General features: G+C 63.9%; 18 protein-coding genes, 6 tRNA genes and 1 pseudogene. 15 read left to right on the top strand and 10 right to left on the bottom strand.

The features are described from left to right. Positions 1-182 precede the first annotated feature (182 nt). From L284_RS39990 to prsR, 3 genes are read left to right on the top strand one after another with little or no spacing between them, the layout of a single operon-like run. On the top strand, positions 183-1,568 hold the full coding sequence (locus L284_RS39990) for a TIGR03013 family XrtA/PEP-CTERM system glycosyltransferase (protein WP_021234999.1): 1,386 nt from the start codon (positions 183-185) through the stop codon (positions 1,566-1,568). Then, positions 1,565-3,691 carry an XrtA/PEP-CTERM system histidine kinase PrsK gene (gene prsK, locus L284_RS39985; RefSeq protein WP_021234998.1) on the top strand — a complete coding sequence of 709 codons (2,127 nt, stop codon included), beginning with the start codon at positions 1,565-1,567 and terminating at the stop codon, positions 3,689-3,691. The genes L284_RS39990 and prsK overlap by 4 nt, the downstream gene beginning before the upstream one ends. A gap of 2 nt (positions 3,692-3,693) precedes the next feature. After that, positions 3,694-5,058: a PEP-CTERM-box response regulator transcription factor gene (gene prsR, locus L284_RS39980; protein ID WP_021234997.1), complete on the top strand. Its 1,365-nt coding sequence runs from the start codon at positions 3,694-3,696 to the stop codon at positions 5,056-5,058. 36 nt (positions 5,059-5,094) lie between these two features. On the opposite strand, the gene panB is transcribed toward prsR, so the two are convergent. Beyond that, positions 5,095-5,964: a 3-methyl-2-oxobutanoate hydroxymethyltransferase gene (gene panB, locus L284_RS39975; RefSeq protein ID WP_021234996.1), complete on the bottom strand. Its 870-nt coding sequence runs from the start codon at positions 5,962-5,964 to the stop codon at positions 5,095-5,097. A gap of 164 nt (positions 5,965-6,128) precedes the next feature. Between panB and L284_RS39970 the strand changes: the two genes are divergently transcribed. From L284_RS39970 to L284_RS39960, 3 genes are all read left to right on the top strand, one after another. Further along, positions 6,129-7,646, top strand: coding sequence for an amino acid permease (locus L284_RS39970; RefSeq protein WP_021234995.1), 1,518 nt, complete (start codon positions 6,129-6,131; stop codon positions 7,644-7,646). A gap of 222 nt (positions 7,647-7,868) precedes the next feature. Further along, the gene (locus L284_RS39965; protein ID WP_021234994.1) at positions 7,869-8,066 is read left to right on the top strand and encodes a hypothetical protein; all 198 of its coding nucleotides are present in this window, start codon (positions 7,869-7,871) and stop codon (positions 8,064-8,066) included. Between the two features lie 40 nt (positions 8,067-8,106). Continuing rightward, positions 8,107-8,826 carry an extensin-like domain-containing protein gene (locus L284_RS39960; protein ID WP_021234993.1) on the top strand — a complete coding sequence of 240 codons (720 nt, stop codon included), beginning with the start codon at positions 8,107-8,109 and terminating at the stop codon, positions 8,824-8,826. Between the two features lie 40 nt (positions 8,827-8,866). On the opposite strand, the gene L284_RS39955 is transcribed toward L284_RS39960, so the two are convergent. The 7 genes from L284_RS39955 to recJ form a co-directional block, all read right to left on the bottom strand. Then, a tRNA-Glu gene (locus L284_RS39955) sits at positions 8,867-8,941 on the bottom strand. Between the two features lie 37 nt (positions 8,942-8,978). Continuing rightward, positions 8,979-9,053, bottom strand: a tRNA-Glu gene (locus tag L284_RS39950). Positions 9,054-9,103: 50 nt separating this feature from the next. Next, positions 9,104-9,178, bottom strand: a tRNA-Glu gene (locus L284_RS39945). A 50-nt stretch (positions 9,179-9,228) separates the two neighbouring features. Next, positions 9,229-9,303: transfer RNA gene (locus tag L284_RS39940), tRNA-Glu, on the bottom strand. A 50-nt stretch (positions 9,304-9,353) separates the two neighbouring features. Beyond that, a tRNA-Glu gene (locus L284_RS39935) sits at positions 9,354-9,428 on the bottom strand. A gap of 50 nt (positions 9,429-9,478) precedes the next feature. After that, positions 9,479-9,553: transfer RNA gene (locus L284_RS39930), tRNA-Glu, on the bottom strand. 138 nt (positions 9,554-9,691) lie between these two features. Continuing rightward, entirely contained in the window at positions 9,692-11,494 is a 1,803-nt protein-coding gene (recJ, locus tag L284_RS39925; protein ID WP_021234992.1) for a single-stranded-DNA-specific exonuclease RecJ, read from the bottom strand. 69 nt (positions 11,495-11,563) lie between these two features. On the opposite strand from recJ, the gene L284_RS39920 reads away from it, so the two are divergent. The 3 genes and pseudogenes from L284_RS39920 to L284_RS48820 all read left to right on the top strand — a co-directional run. Further along, positions 11,564-12,037, top strand: a complete 474-nt coding sequence (locus L284_RS39920; RefSeq protein ID WP_031342679.1) for a flavodoxin family protein — start codon at positions 11,564-11,566, stop codon at positions 12,035-12,037. A gap of 175 nt (positions 12,038-12,212) precedes the next feature. Further along, positions 12,213-12,944, top strand: coding sequence for a hypothetical protein (locus L284_RS39915; protein ID WP_031342677.1), 732 nt, complete (start codon positions 12,213-12,215; stop codon positions 12,942-12,944). A 12-nt stretch (positions 12,945-12,956) separates the two neighbouring features. Further along, a pseudogene (locus L284_RS48820) lies at positions 12,957-13,268 on the top strand (AHH domain-containing protein); the annotation flags it as partial. A gap of 254 nt (positions 13,269-13,522) precedes the next feature. Here the strand turns inward: L284_RS48820 and L284_RS48510 are convergent. Next, a complete protein-coding gene (locus L284_RS48510) occupies positions 13,523-14,473 on the bottom strand; it encodes an NAD(P)H-dependent flavin oxidoreductase (RefSeq protein WP_021234988.1) in 951 nt (316 codons plus the stop codon). Between the two features lie 401 nt (positions 14,474-14,874). Here L284_RS48510 and L284_RS39905 point away from each other — a divergent pair, with 401 nt between their 5' ends. Continuing rightward, positions 14,875-15,372 (top strand): SH3 domain-containing protein, encoded by a 498-nt coding sequence (locus L284_RS39905; protein ID WP_031342675.1) that lies wholly within the window; start codon positions 14,875-14,877, stop codon positions 15,370-15,372. A gap of 80 nt (positions 15,373-15,452) precedes the next feature. Here the strand turns inward: L284_RS39905 and L284_RS39900 are convergent, their stop codons facing one another. Continuing rightward, the gene (locus L284_RS39900; protein ID WP_021234986.1) at positions 15,453-16,646 is read right to left on the bottom strand and encodes an acetyl-CoA C-acyltransferase; all 1,194 of its coding nucleotides are present in this window, start codon (positions 16,644-16,646) and stop codon (positions 15,453-15,455) included. Between the two features lie 446 nt (positions 16,647-17,092). Here L284_RS39900 and L284_RS39895 point away from each other — a divergent pair, with 446 nt between their 5' ends. The 5 genes from L284_RS39895 to L284_RS39875 are packed head-to-tail and all read left to right on the top strand — an operon-like array spanning position 17,093 to position 20,504. Continuing rightward, positions 17,093-17,467, top strand: coding sequence for an NADH-quinone oxidoreductase subunit A (locus tag L284_RS39895; protein WP_021234985.1), 375 nt, complete (start codon positions 17,093-17,095; stop codon positions 17,465-17,467). Further along, positions 17,464-18,042, top strand: coding sequence for a NuoB/complex I 20 kDa subunit family protein (locus tag L284_RS39890; RefSeq protein ID WP_021234984.1), 579 nt, complete (start codon positions 17,464-17,466; stop codon positions 18,040-18,042). The genes L284_RS39895 and L284_RS39890 overlap by 4 nt, the downstream gene beginning before the upstream one ends. Positions 18,043-18,049: 7 nt before the next feature. Then, a complete protein-coding gene (locus L284_RS39885; protein ID WP_021234983.1) occupies positions 18,050-18,943 on the top strand; it encodes an NADH-quinone oxidoreductase subunit C in 894 nt (297 codons plus the stop codon). A gap of 2 nt (positions 18,944-18,945) precedes the next feature. Beyond that, positions 18,946-20,157: an NADH-quinone oxidoreductase subunit D gene (locus L284_RS39880; RefSeq protein ID WP_021234982.1), complete on the top strand. Its 1,212-nt coding sequence runs from the start codon at positions 18,946-18,948 to the stop codon at positions 20,155-20,157. Further along, positions 20,154-20,504, top strand: coding sequence for a nuclear transport factor 2 family protein (locus L284_RS39875; protein ID WP_021234981.1), 351 nt, complete (start codon positions 20,154-20,156; stop codon positions 20,502-20,504). Before L284_RS39880 ends, L284_RS39875 begins: the two co-directional genes overlap by 4 nt. The last annotated feature ends 7 nt before the right edge of the window (positions 20,505-20,511 follow it).

Raw genomic sequence — 20,511 nt, 5'->3', positions numbered from 1 at the left:
TGCGCTTTGCTGCTGCCCGTGTGTAAGGCCGTTCGACAGGGAAGGGCGGTGAAACCGCGCGGGCGCTCTGCGCGGCATCGTTGCGGTTTGCGCGGGGCTGTCAAATTCACCGAGGGTTTACGCCTTTCGGATAGGCATGGCGTCCCTGCCGGTTTCGGCCTGGAGAATGGCGCCACGCGACGATGATTCGCCTTTTCAAACATTACATTCCCCATGCCGTGGTCCTGCTATGGCTCGTGGACGTCCTCCTGCTGACGGCGACGAACGAGGTTTCCTGGCGGTTGCGGGCGGGGCAGATCGGGATGGCGCTGGGGGACCTGGGCGATCGCCTGGGTATCCATGCCGGCTTCGCGCTCGTGCTCTCGCTGTCGATGGTGGCCGTGGGGGTCTACGGCGCCGAAGCCCTGCGTTCGATGCGCTTTGCCGCAGCGCGGCTGCTCGTGGCGATCTCGCTCGGCGTGATCGTCCTGGCCCTTCTCGACTTCCTGTTCGCGGCGGAAAACTTCTGGCGCTCGACCCTGGCCTATTCCATGGGCCTCGCGATCGTTCTGCTCGTGGCGAACCGGCTGATCCTGGGCGCTTTCCTTGGCACCGCCGCCTTTCGCCGCCGCGTTCTGGTGCTCGGTGCCGGGCATCGGGCCCAGCGGCTGCGCGATCTGGCGGAACGGCCCGAGAGCGGCTTCACCATCGTCGGCTATGTCGCCATGAGCGACGGCGAGCCGGTGGTGGAGGAGGCCATCGCGCGCGGCGCGATCGCCAATCTGACGCGCTTCGTGGACAATCTGGGGGTCACCGAGGTGGTCCTCGCACTGGAAGAGCGCCGCAATGCACTACCTCTCAAGGACCTGCTGCGGATCAAGACCACCGGTGTCCACGTCAACGAATTCTCCAGCTTCCTGGAACGCGAGACCGGCCGCGTCGATCTCGACACCGTCAATCCCAGCTGGCTGATCTTCTCCGACGGCTTCTCTTCGGGCCGTATGGTGTCCAGCGCGGCCAAGCGGCTGTTCGATATCGTCGCGAGCGCGCTGGCGCTTTGCGTTACGGCGCCGATCATCCTGCTTTTCGCGCTGCTGGTGAAGATCGACAGCCGGGGCCCCGCCTTCTACCGGCAGGAGCGAGTCGGTCTGTTCGGCCAGAGTTTCGACGTTATCAAGCTGCGCTCCATGCGCACCGACGCGGAAGCCGCAGGCGCGCAGTGGGCTGCCGAGGACGATCCCCGCGTCACGCGGATCGGCCGTTTCATCCGCAAGGTCCGCATCGACGAACTTCCGCAGGCGTGGACCGTGCTGAAGGGCGAGATGAGCTTCGTCGGGCCGCGTCCCGAACGCCCGCAATTCGTAGCCGAACTCGAAGAGGAACTGCGCTATTATGCCGAGCGGCACATGGTCAAACCCGGCATCACCGGATGGGCGCAGATCAACTACCCCTACGGCGCATCGATAGACGATTCCCGCAACAAGCTGGAATACGACCTCTACTACGCCAAGAACTACACGCCGTTCCTGGACCTGCTCATCATTCTGCAAACGCTGCGCGTGGTGCTTTGGAGCGAAGGCGCACGATGAGCGCCGGCGCGGAACCGGGTGTCTGGGCAACGGCCGGGGTAGCGTTCGACCTGACCGGCGCGATCGCTACGGCCAGTCTGGCGCTCTGGCTCTGGCCCCGGCGGCAGCGCCTGGCGGGCGCGGGGGCACCCGTCGTGGTGGCGCTCGTCGTGACGGCGACCTGGTGCCTGGCCGCGGCGGCCGCGCTGACTCCCGAGATGGCGGTGGCCTGCTCTTTCGCGGAGAGCCTGCGCAATCTTGCCTGGCTGGTTGCCATTTACCGTCTCTTTGCCAGTGACGGGCGGCATTCCAGCCTGGCGCCGATCCGGCCGGTGATCTTCGCGCTGGCCTTCGTGGAACTGCTGCACGTCAGCGTGACGCTGGCGCTCTCCTACCTCTCGATACCCGGCGGACTGGCAGTTGTCGGCTTCGAGGTCGAGATCATGCTGCGCCTGCTCGTCACGGTGGGCGGACTGGTGCTGGTGCACAACCTTTACGCCGGGGCGCCGCGCGAAGTACGCCCGGCGCTGCGCTGGCCGGCGATCGGACTGGCCGTGCTGTGGACTTTCGACCTCAACCTCTACACGGTCGCCTATCTGGCACGCAGTTGGCCGGGCGAGATCGCGGCGCTGCGCGGGTTGGCGGCGCTCGTGCTGGCGGGGTGCTTCGCGATCGCGGCCTCGCGCAAGCGGGACGAACTGCGCCTGAGGCCTTCGCGTGCGGTGACCTTCCAGACCTTCTCGCTACTGGTCATCGGCGTCTATCTCGTCGCCATGGTGGCCGTGGCGCAGTGGCTGTCCTATGCAGGCGGCGATTTTGCGCGGCTGATAGAGATGGGCTTCCTCACATTCGCCAGCGCCGCCGCTCTGGTGGTGCTGCCGTCGCGGCGCGTGCGGGCCTGGCTCAAGGTCATCCTGACCAAGCACTTCTTCCAGCACCGCTATGATTACCGGGAAGAGTGGCTGCGCTTCACCCGCACGATCGGCAGGACCGGCGACGGGTCTTCGCCGCTGGGGGAGCGCGTGATCCAGTCGGTCGGGGACATCACCGATAGCCCGGCCGGGCTGCTGCTGACCCCGGACGAGCAGGGCGACCTCGTTCTGGCCGCGCGGTGGAACTGGCCGGAAGCGCAAGTGCCGCCGCTCGCCTATCGTGCAGGCACGCTGGGCCTGTTCGAGCAGTCCAGCTATATCGCAGATCTCGACGAGATCCGCGAGGGCATAGCGGCAGGCGGTTTCGAGATGCAGGCGCCGGACTGGCTCCTGGCTGAGCGCCGCGCCTGGGCACTCGTCCCCCTGGTCCACTATGAGCGCCTGGTCGGACTGGTCGTGCTGGCCCGGCCCGCCATGGCGCGCAAGTTCGATTGGGAAGACTTCGACCTGCTGCGCGTCATCGGCCAGCAACTCGCCAGCTATCTGGCGGAGAACGCCAGCCAGGAAGCCCTGGCGGAGGCCAGCCGGTTCGATGATTTCCACCGCCGCATGGCCTTCGTGATGCACGACATCAAGAACCTGGCCAGCCAGTTCAGCCTCCTGGCCCGCAATGCCGAGCTTCACGCCGACAACCCCGCGTTTCGCGCCGATATGCTGGTGACGCTGCGTAATTCGTCGGACAAGTTGAACGCCTTGCTGGCGCGGCTCTCCCGATACGGAGGGGGAACTGTCGACCGCCTCGAACGTGTTGCTGCGCAGGATGTGGCCCGCGCCGTCATGACGCGTTTCCAGCCCACGGGACGGCTCGAGCTTGCCGAAACGCGGGAAATCGGCGTAACCGCCAGTGCCCATTCCCTCGAGCAGGTCCTGGTTCACCTGGTGCAGAACGCCCTCGATGCCAGCGCTCCGGAAAGCGCGGTCTCGCTCTCCCTGAGCGGCGACGATCTCCACGCCGTGTTCGAAGTCGTCGATACCGGAACCGGGATGTCGCCGGAGTTCGTGCGTAACCGGCTTTTCAAGCCCTTCGTCTCCACCAAGAGCGGAGGCTTCGGGATCGGTGCCTTCGAGGCGCGGGAATTGGTGAAAGCCATGAAAGGGCGGCTCGACGTGGAGTCGCGGGAAGGGGTGGGATCGCGCTTCACTGTGCGTCTCCCCTTGGCGCCGTGCGTCGGTACCGAGGCCGACGCTTCCAAGGATCAGAAGGTAGCCTGAGGATGACCGAGACCAGACCCAAGCTCCTCGTCGTCGAGGACGATGCCGGTCTTCAAGCACAGCTCAAGTGGGCTTACGAGGACTTCGACGTGGTCGTTGCCGGCGATCGGAATTCGGCATTGACGCTGCTTCGATCGGAGATGCCCAGCGTGGTGACTCTCGATCTCGGATTGCCGCCGGATCCCGACGGCACGACCGAAGGATTTGCGATCCTGGACGCGATCATGGCGCTGAAGCCCGACACCAAGGTGATCGTCGCCTCGGGGCACGGTGCACGGGAGTCCGCGCTCCAGGCGATCGCGCGCGGCGCTTACGACTTCTACCAGAAGCCGATCGACATCGATGCGCTGGGACTCATCGTTCGCCGTGCGCTCCAGCTTCACAGGCTGGAGGAGGAGAACCGCCGCCTGGCCGCGCGGGTGGAAAAAGACGAGAAAGTGCTCGGACGGCTGCTCACGGCGGCACCGGAAATGATCCGTGTCGGGCGGACGATCGAACGCGTGGCGAATACGAATGTCTCCGTCATGCTGCTGGGTGCGAGCGGCACCGGCAAGGAACTGCTGGCGCGCGGCCTGCACGAGGCCAGCGCCCGCGCCAAGCGCGCGTTCGTGGCGATCAACTGCGCCGCGATTCCCGAGAACCTGCTCGAAAGCGAACTGTTCGGCCACGAGAAGGGGGCTTTCACCGGCGCGGTCAAGACGACGCCCGGCAAGATCGAGCAGGCTGCTGGCGGCACGCTCTTCCTCGACGAAGTGGGAGACATACCGCTTCAACTCCAGGTCAAGCTGCTGCGCTTTCTGCAGGAGCGCGTGATCGAGCGGGTCGGCTCTCGGGAATCGATCCCGGTGGACACCCGCATCGTCTGTGCCACGCACCAGGATCTCGAAGCCATGATCGCGGAAGGACGCTTCCGCGAGGATCTGTTCTATCGCCTCGCTGAAATCGTCGTGCGCATACCCGGCCTTGCCGAGCGACCCGGGGATGCCACCCTGCTGGCGAAGGCGTTCCTCCATCGCTACGCCCGGGAAATGAACCCCGCCGTTCGCGGCTTCGCTACCGACGCCCTGGCGGCGATCGATGCCTGGCACTGGCCGGGCAATGTGCGCGAACTGGAAAACCGGGTGAAACGGGCCGTGATCATGGCCGACGAGAAACTGGTCGGCGCCGCCGATCTCGACCTGGCCCAGCCCGACGAACAAGTCATCAACGCCCTCAACCTCAAGGCAGCGCGGGAGCAGGCGGATCGCAAGGTGATCCGCCATGCCCTGGCACGCAGCGAAGGGAATATCTCGAGCACGGCCAAGATGCTGGGAATCAGCCGTCCCACGCTCTACGATCTGCTCAAGCAGTACGACTTGCAGAACTGAAGGGCGCCGCCGCGTGCCGCCCTATGGCGTTTTCCCTTACTTGGGCTGGTACGTCTGTTCCGCCGTGGGGAACGTGCGGGCGCGAACATCTTCGGCATATCTCGCGGCAGCCTCCGACACGAGCCCGGCCATGTCGGCATAGCGCTTCACGAACCGGGGAACGCGATCGAACATGCCGAGCATATCCTCCGCCACGAGCACCTGGCCATCGCATTGCGCAGAAGCGCCGATGCCGATGACGGGGATGTCGAGGCTCTGGGTGAGCGAGATCGCAATCGGCTCCAGAACGCCTTCCACCACGACGGAGAAGGCACCCGCCCCGGCCACCGCCTTGCCGTCCGAGATGATCTTGGCGTGCTCTTCCTGGCTGCGACCGCGCGCGCCGTAGCCGCCCAAAGCATTCACGGCCTGGGGCGTGAGGCCGATATGCGCCATGACCGGAATGCCCCGCTGCGTGAGAAAGGCGATGGTCTCGGCCATGGCGACGCCGCCCTCCAGCTTGACCGCCGCGCAGCCGGTCTCGGCCATCAGCCGGGCGGCGGAAGCGAAGGCCTGCTGCGGGCTTTCCTCGTAGGACCCGAAAGGCATGTCCACCACGACGAGCGCGTGATAGCTGCCGCGCACGACCGCCGCGCCATGCGCGATCATCATGTCGAGCGTGACCGGCAGCGTGGAAGGCAGGCCATAGATCACCTGAGCCAGCGAATCGCCAACCAGCAGGATATCGCAATGCGCGTCGAGCAGCTGGGCCTGCCGGGCCGTATAGGCGGTTAGCATGACGAGCGGCTCCTGCGTCCTGCCCTCCACCTTGCGGCGCTGAATGGCAGGGACGGTCAGGCGCTTCATCGGCGCAGGGGTGGGATTTGCGCGACTGGTCGCGGTGTCGAGCTGGAAGGTCGTGGACATGGAAGCGCTTCTAGCGCGGGGCCTTCCGATGCGCAAAATCCCATTTATCCTGCAGCGCCTCGGGACGGAACTTGGCAAACCTGGGGAGCCGGATGCGTTAGGACTTGCCATGCCGCAAGAGGCCGCTAGCGTCGGTCCATACAAGAATTCAGGGGTCCTTCCGCATGTTCGGACGCGTAAAGCCGCTCGACGCCATTCTGGCGACAGCGGAAAAGAAATCTCTTCATAGATCGCTGGGTGCATTCCAGCTGACGATGCTCGGCATCGGTGCCGTGATCGGCACGGGCATATTCGTTCTCACTGCGGAGGCCGCGCAGAAAGCCGGTCCCGGCATGATGTTCTCCTTCGTCATCGCCGGCTTCGTGTGCGGCGTGGCGGCGCTCTGCTATGCCGAAATGGCCGCCATGGTGCCGGTCTCCGGCTCCGCCTATACCTACAGCTATGCCGTCATGGGCGAATTGGTCGCCTGGATGGTCGGCTGGGCGCTGATCCTGGAATATGCGATTGCCGCTGGCGCGGTCTCAGTGGGCTGGTCCGGCTACTTTATCGGCTGGCTCAACAGCAGTTTCGGCATGAACGTGCCGCTGGAATTCGTGCGAGGGCCTTTCGACGGCGGAATGATCAACATGCCCGCCATGCTGATCGCCGCGGCCGTCACGGCCTTGCTCATCAAGGGCACCAAGGAAAGCGCCACGGTCAACGCCGTGCTCGTGGGTATCAAGATCCTCGCGCTGGCGCTGTTCGTGGTGCTGACGATCCCCGTGATCCAGTCGGGCAAGTTCACGCCCTTCGCGCCGCTCGGCTTCGCCGGCATTTCCAGCGCCGCGGCTTCGATCTTCTTCGCCTATGTCGGCTTCGACGCGGTCTCCACCGCTGCCGAAGAAACCAAGAATCCGCAGCGCAACATGCCGATCGGCCTGATCGGCAGCCTGGCGATCTGCACCATCTTCTACATGCTGGTCGCCTCGGGCGTGATCGGCACCGTGGGCGCACAGCCGGTCATGGGCGCCGATGGCGCCGCCCTCTCTCCCGGGACGCCGCAATTGTCCCAGGCCTGCGCCGCGATCCATGAGAACGCAGTGGTCTGTTCGAAGGAAGCCCTGGCCTGGACCTTGCGCCAGGTGGGTTACCCCTTCGTGGGCTGGCTGGTCGGGGCAGCCGCCATCATCGCGCTTCCCTCGGTGATCCTGATGATGATGTTCGGCCAGACCCGCATCTTCTTCGTCATGAGCCGCGACGGGCTGCTTCCGGAGTTCTTCTCGAAAGTCCATCCGCGCTTTCACACGCCGCACGTCATCACGCTGCTCACCGGTCTGTTCGTGACGCTGTTCGCGGCCTTCTTCCCGGTCGGACTGCTCGCGGACGTTTCGAACTCCGGCACGCTTTTCGCATTCGCCGCCGTCTCGATTGCCGTCATGGTGCTGCGCAGGACGGACCCGACCCGCAAGCGTCCGTTCCGCACACCCGCCATCATGCTGACGGCGCCGCTGGCCATCGTCGGCTGCGTCTATCTGTTCTTCAGCCTTTCGCTGCAGACGATCGCGCTGTTCGTCGCCTGGGCGGTTCTCGGCCTCTTCGTCTACTATGCCTACAGCCGGTCGCGGAGCCATGTGGGCCGTGGTCTGATCGAAACTCATGAAGCGGATCCGGACGCGCCGCCGCAACCCGTGCCGCCGCTCTGATCGGCAGCCATATCCATGAACCAGGGGAGGGGAGCCATGTGCTCCCCTTTTCTTTGCGCCGATCATGGTCTCCCGTTGTGCCCAACCTATCGACGACAAGTCCACGCTCTGTCCGCAGGCTTATCCCATACTTGTCCACAGGCCCTCAGGCGGTGCGCTAAAGGAAAGTTTACCAGTCCCCGCCAGAACGATGGCAGGCAAAAACCGGGAACCAACGTCACCATGTCTGCCATCAAGGCGCTGATCCCAGGCTTCCTGCTCACCTGGATCGTATCGGGCCTCATCGGCTCCCAAGGCTCCCGCGGCGGGCTCCTGGCGATCACGCATACCTATTACCAAGGGCACATGTTCTATTGGTCCTGGCCGCTGTTCTGCGGCGCCACGGCATTGGCCTGGCTGATCTTTTCCCTTCTGGACTGAGACCTGCGGAGCCGACGCTAGTGCCGCGCGTTGGGCGAGGATGTCCTTTCCGTTCGACCGTATCGTCGTGGCCTTGCTCCTGCTTGCCTGTCTGCTGCTTGCCGGGAAAGGCTGGCTGCTCGAGCATCCCGGCCACAACCCTTGGGCCGCGCTGACGCTGGACGAGCAACCGGGCTGGGCCACGCCGCGTAAACTCTCAGCCCTCAGCGCCGACCGCGAAGCCTGCCGCGCTTTCCTGGATCGCAGCGGGATCGACAAGACCGCGCTGGAACCGACAGGAAGCGGCATGTGCCGTCGGGAAGACCGCAAACGAGTGGCCGCGCCTCTGGCCGCCGAAGTCTCTCTGGTGCCGTCCGGCGCCGAAGCGACCTGCGCCGTCGATGCCGCGATGGCGTGGTGGCTGCGGCACGGCGTTCAGCCCCAGGCCGAGGCAATATTCGGCAGCCGGGTGGTACGCATAGAACAGCTCGGCACCTACAATTGCCGACGGATCGGCAATGGCGCGGCGGGCAACTGGAGTGAGCACGCCACCGGCAATGCCATCGACATCTCGGCTTTCGTGCTGGCCGATGGCCGACGGATTTCCGTGCGGAAAGACTGGGCGGGATCAGTGAATGCGGCCGCCTTCCTTCACGCGGTCCGCGATTCTGCCTGCACCGCGTTTTCGACGGTTCTCTCGCCCGACTACAATGCCGCTCATGCCGACCATCTGCATCTGGATCAGGCAAGCCGATCGGCAGGCTGGCGCGCTTGTCGGTAAAATGGATCTATGAGGAAGGGCGAACTTTGCCGCTCTATTCTGGTGACCCCTACGGGAATCGAACCCGTGTTTCAGCCGTGAGAGGGCCGCGTCCTAACCGCTAGACGAAGGGGCCAATGAGCCAGAATCTGTCGCGCGAGCGCGATTGTAAATGGTGACCCCTACGGGAATCGAACCCGTGTTTCAGCCGTGAAAGGGCCGCGTCCTAACCGCTAGACGAAGGGGCCATTGAGCCATTTATCTGCCACCTGCATTCCGATATGCTACACCATCGAAATGGTGACCCCTACGGGAATCGAACCCGTGTTTCAGCCGTGAAAGGGCCGCGTCCTAACCGCTAGACGAAGGGGCCATTGAGCCATTTATCTGCCACCTGCATTCCGATATGCTACACCATCGAAATGGTGACCCCTACGGGAATCGAACCCGTGTTTCAGCCGTGAAAGGGCCGCGTCCTAACCGCTAGACGAAGGGGCCATTGAGCCATTTATCTGCCACCTGCATTCCGATATGCTACACCATCGAAATGGTGACCCCTACGGGAATCGAACCCGTGTTTCAGCCGTGAAAGGGCCGCGTCCTAACCGCTAGACGAAGGGGCCATTGAGCCATTTATCTGCCACCTGCATTCCGATATGCTACACCATCGAAATGGTGACCCCTACGGGAATCGAACCCGTGTTTCAGCCGTGAAAGGGCCGCGTCCTAACCGCTAGACGAAGGGGCCATGCCGGGTTGCGCCGGAGGCAGGACCGGCCCTCTAGCGGGGGTCCGTATGGGGGTCAACCCCTCATGGCGAATATTTTGAACTCTCTGTGACATACCGCCTGGCGAGCTCTGAAAAGGCCATCGGAAACGATGCATTTCAGGCGGTGAAGGCGGCATCGTCGATGTGCAGTTCCGCCTGCGGGCGGCTGCCCCAGTCGTCGATCTTCGCCCGGCCGGCGAGCCAGAGGCGGCGGCCTTGCGATCCGTGGAGGAGGGCCTGGCCCATTTCCGTTTCCGCCGAGCGGAATGCCATCGCCTTGAACCGCCCGCCGTCCTGACCCCCCACGATCAGGCGAACGTGGTCGGCGCCGACCGTGTCCGCCTTGATCACATGAACCGGCCCCACGGCCACGCGAGGTCCGGGCCAGCCCATGCCGAACGGACCTGCGCTTTCGAGCTTCTCGACCAGTTCGGGTGTCAGCCCGCGCGGTGCGAGCGCAAGGTCAAGTTGCATGGACTGGCTGGCCACCGCTCTCGAAACGTCTGCCGCCAGCAGATCGTCGAGCCAATCGGAAAGCGCGTCGAGCTTGTCGGGGGCCACGGTGAGGCCGGCCGCCATGGCATGGCCGCCGCCGGCCACGAGCAACCCTGCCTGCCGCGCCGCGATGATCGCCGCGCCCAAGTCAACGCCGGGGATGGAGCGGCCGGAGCCCTTGCCGTTGCCCGCCTCGTCCGCGTCCATGGCGATGACGAGCGTGGGTTTTCCGGTCTTCTCCTTGATGCGTCCGGCGACGATCCCGATCACGCCCGGATGCCATCCCGCACCGGAGAGTACCATGACCGAGCGATTGTGCTGCCGATCGAGCTGTGCCTCGGCCGCTTCCTGAACGACTTGCTCGATACCCCGCCGCTCGTCGTTGAGGCGGGAAAGCTGCGCGGCGATCGCCTGCGCTTCATCGGGATCCGCGGTGGTCAGCAGGCGCACGCCCAAAGTCGCCTCGCCGACGCGGCCGCCTGCGTTGATGCGCGGCCCCAGCGCGAAGCCGAGATCCGAGCATGTCGGCGCGCGGCTGAGGCGGCTTGCGTCGATCAACGCGGCCATGCCGATGTTCTCGCGGCGCGCCATGACCTTCAGGCCCTGGGCGACCAGAGCGCGGTTGAGGCCATGAAGAGCCGCGACGTCGGCCACGGTGCCGAGGGCGACGAGATCGAGCAGGGCGAACAGGTCCGGCTCACGGCGGCCCTCGAAGAAGCCGCGGCGCCGGAGCGTTCGCACGGTCGCCACCGCCAGCAGAAAAGCGACTCCCACGGCGGCAAGATGACCATGTCCTGCGGCGAGTTCGCTTTCATCCAATCTGTTCGGATTGACCAGCGCTGCCGCGCGGGGAAGCTCGGGGGCGCACTTGTGGTGATCCACCACGATGACGTCGACTCCGGCCCCATGCGCCATTTCGAGGGCCTCATGAGCCATGGCGCCGCAATCGACGGTCACGATGAGGCTGGATCCCTCCCCGGCAATGCGGACAAGGGCCTCGCCGCTGGGGCCGTAGCCCTCCAGCAGACGATCGGGGATGTAGTACCGGGCGTCGAGGCCCAGATCCCGCAGCAAAAGGATCAGCAGGGCGGCGCTGGTGGCGCCGTCCACGTCGTAGTCGCCGTAGATCGTCATCGTCTCCCCCGTGAGCACGGCTTGGGCCAGTCGCTCCGCAGCGGCATCCATGTCGCGGAATGCCGAAGGGTCCGGAAGGAAGGCGCGAAGGGAGGGGGTGCGGTGCCGCTCGAGATCATCGCGCGGGACGCCGCGCGACAGCAGGATCTGGGTGACGATATCGTCTTCCAGGCTTCCGCCGAAGCCCGGCGAATCACCGGAGATGTCCATGTTGCCGCCCCGCCAGCGCCACGATTTGCCGGTAAGGGAACGATCTATGCCGAATACGGAAGTAACAGGTCGCGAAGCCATGGCGATCCGATTAGACTATGCCGGGGGCCGGGAAAAGTCCGGGCGCGGATCGGCGGAGGAGAGTTGGCGATGCTGGCGATAATCTGGCACAGTCGTACCGGCGCATCGCGAGCGATGGCGGCGGCCGTGGCGCAGGGCGCCGGGCAGGATGCCGTGCTGCTTGCCGCGGCGGAAGCCATGCCGGCGATCCTGCTCGGCGCCCGAGGCTACGTCTTCGTCTGCCCGGAAAACCTCGGGAGCATGTCCGGCCAGATGAAGGAAATGTTCGACCGTTGCTATTATCCCCTGCTCGGCCGCATCGAAGGACGGCCCTACGCGACGGCGATCTCGGCCGGATCCGACGGGGCGGGGGCACAGGCACAGATGGACCGCATCGTGACGGGCTGGCGGCTCAAGCGCGTGGCGGAGCCTCTGATCGTCAATCTGGGAGCACAGACTCCGGAGCAAATTCGCGCGGAAAAGTCCGTTTCGGAAGCTGATCTCGGTCGCTGCCGCGATCTAGGTTCAGCCTTCGCGGAAGGGTTGGGACTCGGGATCTTCTAAGATAAAACCACTTCGGTTGCATCAGTTAGCAAACAGACTCGACGAAAGGCGCGAGTGCTGCCTTACTGTCGGAGTGAAAACGAACGAACCCGATACTCTGGAGCCGGATCAAGCCCCAGGAGAGACCTCCCTGGTCGGCGATCCGCGATCCGATCAGCCTGCCAGAGATGGCGAAGTGCCCGGCAACGGCGTGTCGCTCTACTTCTCGCCGGGACAACGGCCTTCTGCGGAGACGATCGCAGCTTTGCTGGAACAATCCAGCGGCGCGATCATGGCGCGGATCTCGCATCGTCCTCCTGATCGCGATGGCTGGCTTGAACTGCTTGCAAGTGGACTGACGTTCGATCTTCTCGGCCTGGCGCCCGCGCTTCCTTCGCTGTCCCCGATCTCGGTGCAGACCCACGGCTTCGATCAGGCACCGCGAATGGAGGGACTTGAAGGGATCGACCTGCTGCCGGGCGGGCACATTGCGGGCGGCGCCGGACTCGCGCCGATCATCCGCACCCAGGCCGGACTGGCCGCAAGCCTCGCATTGAAGCTGCCGGTAGCGGCTGTGGGATGGCAATCCGCGCGGACGCTCATGGAGCCACGCTATTTCGCGCAAATCGTGGTGAATTGGCTGGCCGGCGGAACATTCCCCGCGCTGGGGCTCACGGCCTTGCTGCGGGGGCAAGACGGCAGCATTGCCACGCGCGGCCTGGCGCGCTTCGTCGGCAGCGAAATGCAGCTCGAAGGCTCTGTCGAGGAAACGCCTGCCGACACTCTGAAGCTGGCCATCCGCGTTGTGGACTACCTGGTTCGCCAAGGTCCATTGACCGAGACGCGAGAGATCGAGTCCCCGCGTGGACGGTTGCTTCTGGAGGCTTCACAGGCCCGGCGGCAGCTTTGGGTGTGGCGCCAGCGTTAAAACCTGTCAGGTTTGTCGAGGCCGCATCTCGCTTTTCGCGCCGTCAACCGTCGGGGCCTGCCAGACCATGACGCAGGGCTGCAGAGACATCATCTACTTCCTCTGCAAATCGGCCGCAGACCCGAGTTCGACGCGTTCTTCAATTCCCTGGGGGGACTTCGGGCCTGTTTCGAGGATTTTCGGCGTAACGGACTGCTCCTGCCCTGCAACGAGGCGGCCGGCATCCGCCTGGGTTTGCCGCTGCATCGCGGACCTCACCGCCGCTACAACGAACTCGTCTGTGAGCGTCTCGGCCAGATCGAGATCCGCTGGTCACGCGAGTGTCGGAAAGATAGTCTCCGTGCCGTGGAAGCGGCTGCCTGGCAGATAGCTCTGTTGCAACGGGCCCTGAGAAGGCTGCTGCTAGGCGCATCAAAGAGAGGGCCGGTGCTCAACCGCCATGATCCGCTGAGGCAAGCGGCAGATTTCGTCGAAATCGACAGCCTGGCCGAGACACTTTGGAAAGGCACGGGCGACCTCCGGGACGACGCCGGTCGATCCGGCACGGACCCGGTCTCGTTCCCTTCTGCCGCTTTCGTTCAGATCATGCCGATTCGTTCGCGAAGCTCGCGGCCAGCAGCGTGGTACTGCGCTTCGAACTCGGACACCCGTGTCGCGACCGGCACCAGGGAGGAGATCGCGCCGATGCCCTGTCCCGAGCCCCAGATGTCCTTCCAGGCTTTCGCTGCGGTGTTCCCGCCCGAGCCGAAATCCATCTGGCTCTTGTCGCCTTCCGCAAGGTCGTCGGGATCGAGCCCGGCCGCTACGATCGAAGCGCGGAGATAATTCCCATGAACGCCGGTGAACAGGCTGGAATAGACGATATCGGCAGCGCTGCCGTCGACGATCGCCTGCTTGTACCCCGCTGCCGCATGGGCTTCGTCAGTGGCGATGAAGGGCGTGCCGATATAGGCGAGATCGGCGCCCATGGCCTGCGCTGCGAGTATCGAGCGTCCACAAGCGATAGCACCGGACAGGACGAGCAGCCCTTCGAACCAGGCGCGGATTTCCTGCATCAGTGCGAAGGGCGATTGCGGTCCGGCATGGCCGCCAGCGCCGGCAGCAACCGCGATCAGGCCATCAGCGCCTTTCTCGACGGCCTTGCGGGCGAAACGATCGTTGATCACGTCATGAAGAACGAGACCGCCCCACCCATGGACGGCGGCATTGACTTCCGGGCTGGCGCCAAGGGAGGTGATTACGAGAGGAACCTTGTGCCGTTCCAGGATCGCGAGATCCTGCTCTAGCCGATTGTTGCTCTTGTGAACGATGAGATTGACCGCGAAGGGTGCAGAACAACCCGTTGTTTGTTCGGCGATTTGCGAGAGCCATTCGTCGAGTTGCCTGACCGGACGAGCATTCAGCGCCGGAAAGCTGCCGACTATCCCCGATCGCACTTGCGCCACGACGAGGTCGGGTGTCGACACGATGAACATCGGGGCTGCAATCACGGGAAGGCGCAAGTTCGCAAAGAGCGCAGGCAAGGTCATGTTCGGTCCGTTTAAGTGATCGATTAAATCGGAATAGATTGTGCCTTGCGCGCTGTCGAGAGGTGGCGGGACATACCGTCGACTGCAAGGCGGCAGAACGAGCGATGTCGGTATCGGGCGAGGCGGGGGATCAAGCGGATGGGAGATTGCGCGTCAGCGCTAGGTGTCTCGACGCAGTGGCCAAATCGTCTCCTGTCAGAGGGTCTCCTCGCCGTTCGGCGTTTTCAAACTTCCCCAGGGTGACAGGATTTTCCAGCATAGCACTGACATATCGTTGTAAAGATGCGGCGTATTGCGCATCTGCGTCTCGAAGTGATCAAGGCTGGGTCATAGAAGAATCTCCTCGAGAGCGGAGTCGACAGGCCTTGAAGAAGGCGCGCGCACGAGAGTATGAAATAGCCATGTTTCGCCTAAAGACCCGGCAGTCTATCCTGACGGCCTGCCTCCTCGCAATTTCCGTGACATCCGGCACTGCAAGGGCATCGGAAGACGACAAGGTGCCTTATTGGGCATCGGTCGATACCGATCGTGCCAATCTGCGGGTGGGGCCTGGGGAATCCTACAAGATCGACTGGGTCTATCGAAGGCTGCATCTGCCGGTGAAAGTGCTGCGTCGAGAAGGACCTTGGCGCCTCGTGGAGGATCCAGACGGTACCAAAGGCTGGATGCGGGATCTGCTGCTGTCTCGTCAGCGCTCCGCTCTTGTCAGGGGGGCGGGCGGCAAGGCGCTCGTCAAGATGCATGCCGCCGCCAGTTCCGCTTCGCCCATGCTCTGGCGCATAGAACCGGGTGCGGTCGGCATTCTGGGAGACTGCAAGGAAGGCTGGTGCCCGCTCGATGTCGAGGGCCACAAGGGATATGTCGAGCAGGAAATGCTCTGGGGTGCGGGCGCACCCTGAATATCTCGACCAATCGTCGGTTTAAAAGGAAAACCCCCGCCGCAAGGGACGGGGGCATCTTCTTGAGAGCCGCCTAAGAATCAGGCCAGTTCGACCGCGATGGCCGTGGCTTCGCCGCCGCCGATACAGAGGGAGGCGACGCCTCTTTTCAGGCCCTGTTCCTTGAGAGCATTGATGAGAGTCACGATGATGCGGGTACCCGAAGCGCCGATCGGGTGGCCGAGTGCCGTAGCGCCGCCATGGATATTCACCTTCTCGTGCGGAATGCCGAGGTCATGCATGGCGAACATCGCGACGCAGGCGAAAGCCTCGTTTACCTCGAACAGATCGACGTCCGAGAGCTTCCAACCCACTTTATCGAGCAGCTTCGTGATTGCGCCCACCGGTGCGGTCGTGAACTTGGCAGGCTCATGCGCATGAGCTGCAACCCCCACGACGGTCGCTACAGGCGCGAGGCCCTTTTCGGCAGCGACGCTGGCGCGCGTCATCACCACGGCCGCGGCGCCGTCCGAGATCGAGCTGGAGCTTGCGGCAGTGATCGTGCCGTCCTTGGCGAAAGCAGCGCGCAAAGTGCGGATCTTCTCCGGGTTGCCCTTGGGCGGCTGCTCGTCGCTGTCGATCACGACTTCGCCCTTGCGCGTCTTGACCGTGACGGGAACGACTTCGTTCTTGAACGAACCGTTGTTGATCGCCTCCTGAGCCCGGCGGAGCGACTCGATGGAATAGTCATCCTGATTTTCGCGCGTCAGCTGGTACTCGTCGGCCGTCACCTGAGCGAAGGATCCCATGGAGCCGCCTTCGTAGGCGTCTTCCAGGCCGTCGAGGAACATGTGATCGTAGAGCGTGTCATGGCCCGCTCGTGCGCCGGACCGGTGCTTCTTCGACAGGTAAGGCGCATTGGTCATCGATTCCATGCCGCCCGCGATCAGCAGGTCGAGCGAGCCCGATGCGAGCGCCTCGGCACCCATGATCACCGTCTGCATGCCCGAGCCGCAGACTTTGTTGACTGTCGTGGCCTGGACCGACTTCGGCAGGCCGGCCTTGAGCGCGGCCTGGCGGGCCGGGGCCTGGCCGAGCCCGGCCGGGAGGACGCAGCCCATGTAGATGCGCTCGATATCATCGCCGGATACGCCTGCGCGCTCTACGGCGGCCCTGACGGCGGTCGCACCCAGTTCGGTAGCGGAAACCTCGGCGAGCGCGCCCTGAAGGCCTCCCATCGGTGTGCGGGCGTAGGAAAGAATGACAATCGGGTCCGAAGCCGAGATCTGGGCCATTATTATGATGCCTTTCACGCGTTGAAAATCAGGTATCCTTGGCAGGAGCCTAGTGCTGCACTGCACCAATTGCAATTGGCGACTCCTGTCCTGCCTCATCCTGCCTCAACTGAAGATGGTCCGTGAGGGTGGCTTTTGGAGGGCGCTTCAAGCGGCCATTTTCGCAAGCCTCATTCGAAATCCTGCATCTGCTCGGGCGGAGCGATTGTGAACGACGGAATCGGCCGAACTACCGGCGCTCAAGGGTTGCGTCTTGATGCGCCCTTGTAACGAATTATGTCGTGTGCAGCCGTTATTGCGAACGTGTCGCAACACCGCAGAGTTCCGCCATTTATTCCCTTTCGACACCTTGCGGAGGGGGAGGGGCTGGCCTAAGAGCGCCCCCAACGACCGGGCCCCGTCTTTGGCTGAGTCCGGCTGCCGTATCCGGTATGAGGCCAGAACCATTGACTGATCTGTCACAATACCTGCCGATCCTGATCTTTCTCGCGGTCGCGCTCGCGCTTTCGTCGGTGATCGTGCTGCTGCCGCTGGGCGTTTCGCGTCTGACCGGCACTCACAACCCCAGCGCCGACAAGAACAGCGAATACGAGTGCGGCTTCCCCGCATTCGAAGATCCGCGCAGCCAGTTCGACGTGCGTTTTTATCTCGTGGCGATCCTCTTCATCGTCTTCGATCTCGAAGCCGCGTTCCTGTTCCCCTGGGCCGTTTCGCTCAAGCTGACCGGTTGGGCCGGCTGGCTGACGATGATGGTGTTTCTGGGCGAACTGGCGATCGGCCTCGCTTATGCTTGGAAAAAGGGAGCTCTGGACTGGGAATGAGCACGCTCGTCAATTCCGCCGGCCAGCCCCTGGCCGCTGCCGCCCATCCTGGAACCGCTCACGGCGCGATCACCGCGCCGGATCAGGCGTTCTTCAAGGATCTCAATCAGGAAGTTTCCGACAAGGGCTTCCTCGTCACCTCGACCGAAGAGCTGTTCCAGTGGGCCCGTACCGGTTCGCTCTGGTGGATGACCTTCGGCCTTGCCTGCTGCGCGGTCGAGATGATCCACGTCAACATGCCCCGCTACGACATGGAGCGCTTCGGTGCCGCGCCGCGCGCTTCCCCGCGCCAGTCGGACGTGATGATCGTGGCCGGCACGCTCTGCAACAAGATGGCGCCTGCGCTCCGCAAGGTCTACGACCAGATGTCGGATCCGAAGTACGTCATCTCGATGGGCTCGTGCGCCAACGGCGGCGGCTATTATCACTATAGCTACAGCGTCGTGCGCGGCTGCGATCGCATCGTTCCGGTCGACATCTACGTGCCGGGCTGCCCTCCGACCGCCGAGGCGCTGCTCTATGGCGTGATGCAGTTGCAGCGCAAGATCCGCCGCGCCGGCACGCTCGAGAGGTAAGGGCACGATGACCGTTTTGCATTCCGCCCCGAAATTCGCGTCGAACGAAGGCGTGATCGAGAGCCTGTCCGGTGTGCTGGGATCGATGCTGGTTTCCGCCAAGGAAGAACACGGCGAAGTCGTGTTCACTGTCGCGCGCGACCAGATCGAGAACGTTCTGCGCCTGCTGCGTGACAATCACGAATATCAGCAGCTGATGGAAATCGCCGGCGTCGACTATCCCTCGCGGCCTGAGCGTTTCGAAGTAGTCTACATGCTGCTTTCGGTGACGAAGAACCATCGTTTGATGGTCAAGGTCTCCGCCGCGGAGAATACCCCGGTCCCGACTGTCACGACTCTCTGGCCCAATGCGGGCTGGCTCGAACGCGAAGTGTTCGATATGTACGGCGTGATCTTCGCCGGCAACCCGGACTTGCGCCGCATTCTGACCGACTACGGTTTCGAAGGTCATCCGTTCCGCAAGGACTTCCCGCTCACCGGCTACACCGAACTGCGCTATTCCGAAGAAGACAAGCGCGTGGTCTACGAGCCGGTCAAGCTCGCGCAGGACCTGCGTCAGTTCGACTTCATGAGCCCCTGGGAAGGTGCTGACTACGTTCTTCCGGGCGACGAGAAGGTCGCGCAGCAGCCGGCTCCGCCACCAGTCGCGGAACCCAAGACGACCGAGAAGAAGGGCGACAGCGGCGCCGGTGGAAAGACCGACGCCAAGGCCGACGACAAGGTTGCTCCCGGCGGCAAGGACGGCACCATCGCCGGTCAGGGGCAGGGCAATCCCGCTCCGGTTACCACCGACAAGAAGGAGCCCGGCGCTCCGGATCCCACCGGTGACCGTCCCGACCGCGGGGCGACGGGTGGCGCGAGCGCCGACGAGGGCAACGGCCCGGCTCCGGAGGGAAGCTGAACATGAGCATCCAACTCGAGCAGTCGCCGACTACCGGCGATGACGTCATCACCAACTACACGATCAACTTCGGTCCGCAGCACCCTGCGGCGCACGGCGTTCTGCGCATGGTCATGGAACTCGATGGCGAGATCATCGAGCGCATCGATCCGCACGTCGGTCTGCTGCATCGCGGCACCGAAAAGCTGATCGAGCACAAGACCTACCTCCAGGCGCTGCCGTACTTCGACCGCCTGGACTATTGCTCGCCTCTGGCCATGGAGCATTCCTATGTCCTGGCGATCGAGAAGATGCTTAATCTGGAAGTGCCGATCCGCGCGCAATATCTGCGCGTGCTGTTCGCCGAGCTGACCCGCATCTGCAACCACATGCTCAACATCGGTTCGCACGTCATGGACGTGGGTGCGATGACGCCGAACTTGTGGCTGTTCGAAATCCGCGAGGACTGCCTCAACTTCTTCGAGCGCGCATCGGGTGCGCGCATGCACTCGGCCTGGTTCCGTCCCGGCGGTGTGCACCAGGACGTGCCGCTCAAGCTGCTGACCGACATAGCCGACTGGCTCGACACGCGCCTGCCGACGCTGTTCGAAGACGCGATGAGCCTGGTGGTCGACAACCGCATCTTCAAGCAGCGCAATGTCGACATCGCCCTGGTGAGCAAGGAAGACGCACTCGCCTGGGGCTTCTCGGGCCCGATGATCCGCGGCGCGGGCATTCCCTGGGATCTGCGCAAGTCGCAGCCTTACGACGTCTACGACCGGATGGACTTCGAGATCCCCGTCGGCACCAACTCGGACTGCTACGATCGTTTCATGGTCCGCGTCGAGGAAGTGCGCCAGTCGGCCCGTATCATGAAGCAGTGCCTGGCCGAGATGCCGGAAGGCCCGATCGCCTCCAGCGATCGCAAGATCGTTCCGCCGAAGCGCGGTGAGATGAAGCAGTCGATGGAATCGCTGATCCATCACTTCAAGCTCTACACCGAAGGCTTCCACGTGCCCGAGGGCGAAGTCTACGTCGCCACCGAGAGCCCGAAGGGTGAATTCGGTGTCTATCTGGTGTCGGACGGCTCGAACAAGCCGTACCGCTGCAAGATCCGTCCGACCGCCTTTTCGCACCTCCAGGCGATGGACTTCATGTCGAAGGGCCACATGCTACCCGACGCGACCGCCATTCTCGGCGCCATCGACGTCGTGTTCGGGGAGTGCGACCGTTGAGCAAGCTCGCCATCGCAGAAGCCATGATCGCCGCCTACAATGCGCAGGACGCCGATCTCTACGTCACCTACATGACCGAAGAGGCGAGCGAAGCGAACTATCGCGGCGCCGTGGTTCGTGAAGGCAAGGAAGGCACGCGCTCGGGTCTCAAGGCGGCTTTCGCCCGGTGGCCCGAGAACAGGGCCGAGATCGTCTCGCGCGAAGAGACCGACAACTACGTGGTCCTGCGCGAGCATGTCACGCGCGGCCCGGCCACGGACGGTTCCGATCTCGTCGCGCCTTTCGACGTGCTCGCTGTCTACAGCTTCGAGGGCGACAAGTGCTCTCGCGTCGAGTTCATCCGGTGAGGGGGCG

Source organism: Novosphingobium lindaniclasticum LE124 (genome assembly GCF_000445125.1).
Classification (GTDB): domain Bacteria; phylum Pseudomonadota; class Alphaproteobacteria; order Sphingomonadales; family Sphingomonadaceae; genus Novosphingobium; species Novosphingobium lindaniclasticum.
The sequence above is the reverse complement of the archived record's forward strand: the minus strand, read 5'-3'. Positions and strand labels throughout refer to the sequence as shown.

Excerpts from the sequence above, each read along its gene's own strand:
- recJ (WP_021234992.1), bottom strand. The coding sequence starts at position 11,494 with ATGGCTTCGCGACCTGTTACTTCCGTATTCGGCATAGATCGTTCCCTT.
- panB (WP_021234996.1), bottom strand. The coding sequence starts at position 5,964 with ATGTCCACGACCTTCCAGCTCGACACCGCGACCAGTCGCGCAAATCCC.
- prsR (WP_021234997.1), top strand. The coding sequence starts at position 3,694 with ATGACCGAGACCAGACCCAAGCTCCTCGTCGTCGAGGACGATGCCGGT.
- L284_RS39905 (WP_031342675.1), top strand. The coding sequence starts at position 14,875 with ATGTTTCGCCTAAAGACCCGGCAGTCTATCCTGACGGCCTGCCTCCTC.
- prsK (WP_021234998.1), top strand. The coding sequence starts at position 1,565 with ATGAGCGCCGGCGCGGAACCGGGTGTCTGGGCAACGGCCGGGGTAGCG.
- L284_RS39990 (WP_021234999.1), top strand. The coding sequence starts at position 183 with ATGATTCGCCTTTTCAAACATTACATTCCCCATGCCGTGGTCCTGCTA.
- L284_RS39880 (WP_021234982.1), top strand. The coding sequence starts at position 18,946 with ATGAGCATCCAACTCGAGCAGTCGCCGACTACCGGCGATGACGTCATC.
- L284_RS39900 (WP_021234986.1), bottom strand. The coding sequence starts at position 16,646 with ATGGCCCAGATCTCGGCTTCGGACCCGATTGTCATTCTTTCCTACGCC.
- L284_RS39890 (WP_021234984.1), top strand. The coding sequence starts at position 17,464 with ATGAGCACGCTCGTCAATTCCGCCGGCCAGCCCCTGGCCGCTGCCGCC.
- L284_RS39970 (WP_021234995.1), top strand. The coding sequence starts at position 6,129 with ATGTTCGGACGCGTAAAGCCGCTCGACGCCATTCTGGCGACAGCGGAA.
- L284_RS39920 (WP_031342679.1), top strand. The coding sequence starts at position 11,564 with ATGCTGGCGATAATCTGGCACAGTCGTACCGGCGCATCGCGAGCGATG.
- L284_RS48510 (WP_021234988.1), bottom strand. The coding sequence starts at position 14,473 with ATGACCTTGCCTGCGCTCTTTGCGAACTTGCGCCTTCCCGTGATTGCA.
- L284_RS39965 (WP_021234994.1), top strand. The coding sequence starts at position 7,869 with ATGTCTGCCATCAAGGCGCTGATCCCAGGCTTCCTGCTCACCTGGATC.
- L284_RS39885 (WP_021234983.1), top strand. The coding sequence starts at position 18,050 with ATGACCGTTTTGCATTCCGCCCCGAAATTCGCGTCGAACGAAGGCGTG.
- L284_RS39960 (WP_021234993.1), top strand. The coding sequence starts at position 8,107 with ATGTCCTTTCCGTTCGACCGTATCGTCGTGGCCTTGCTCCTGCTTGCC.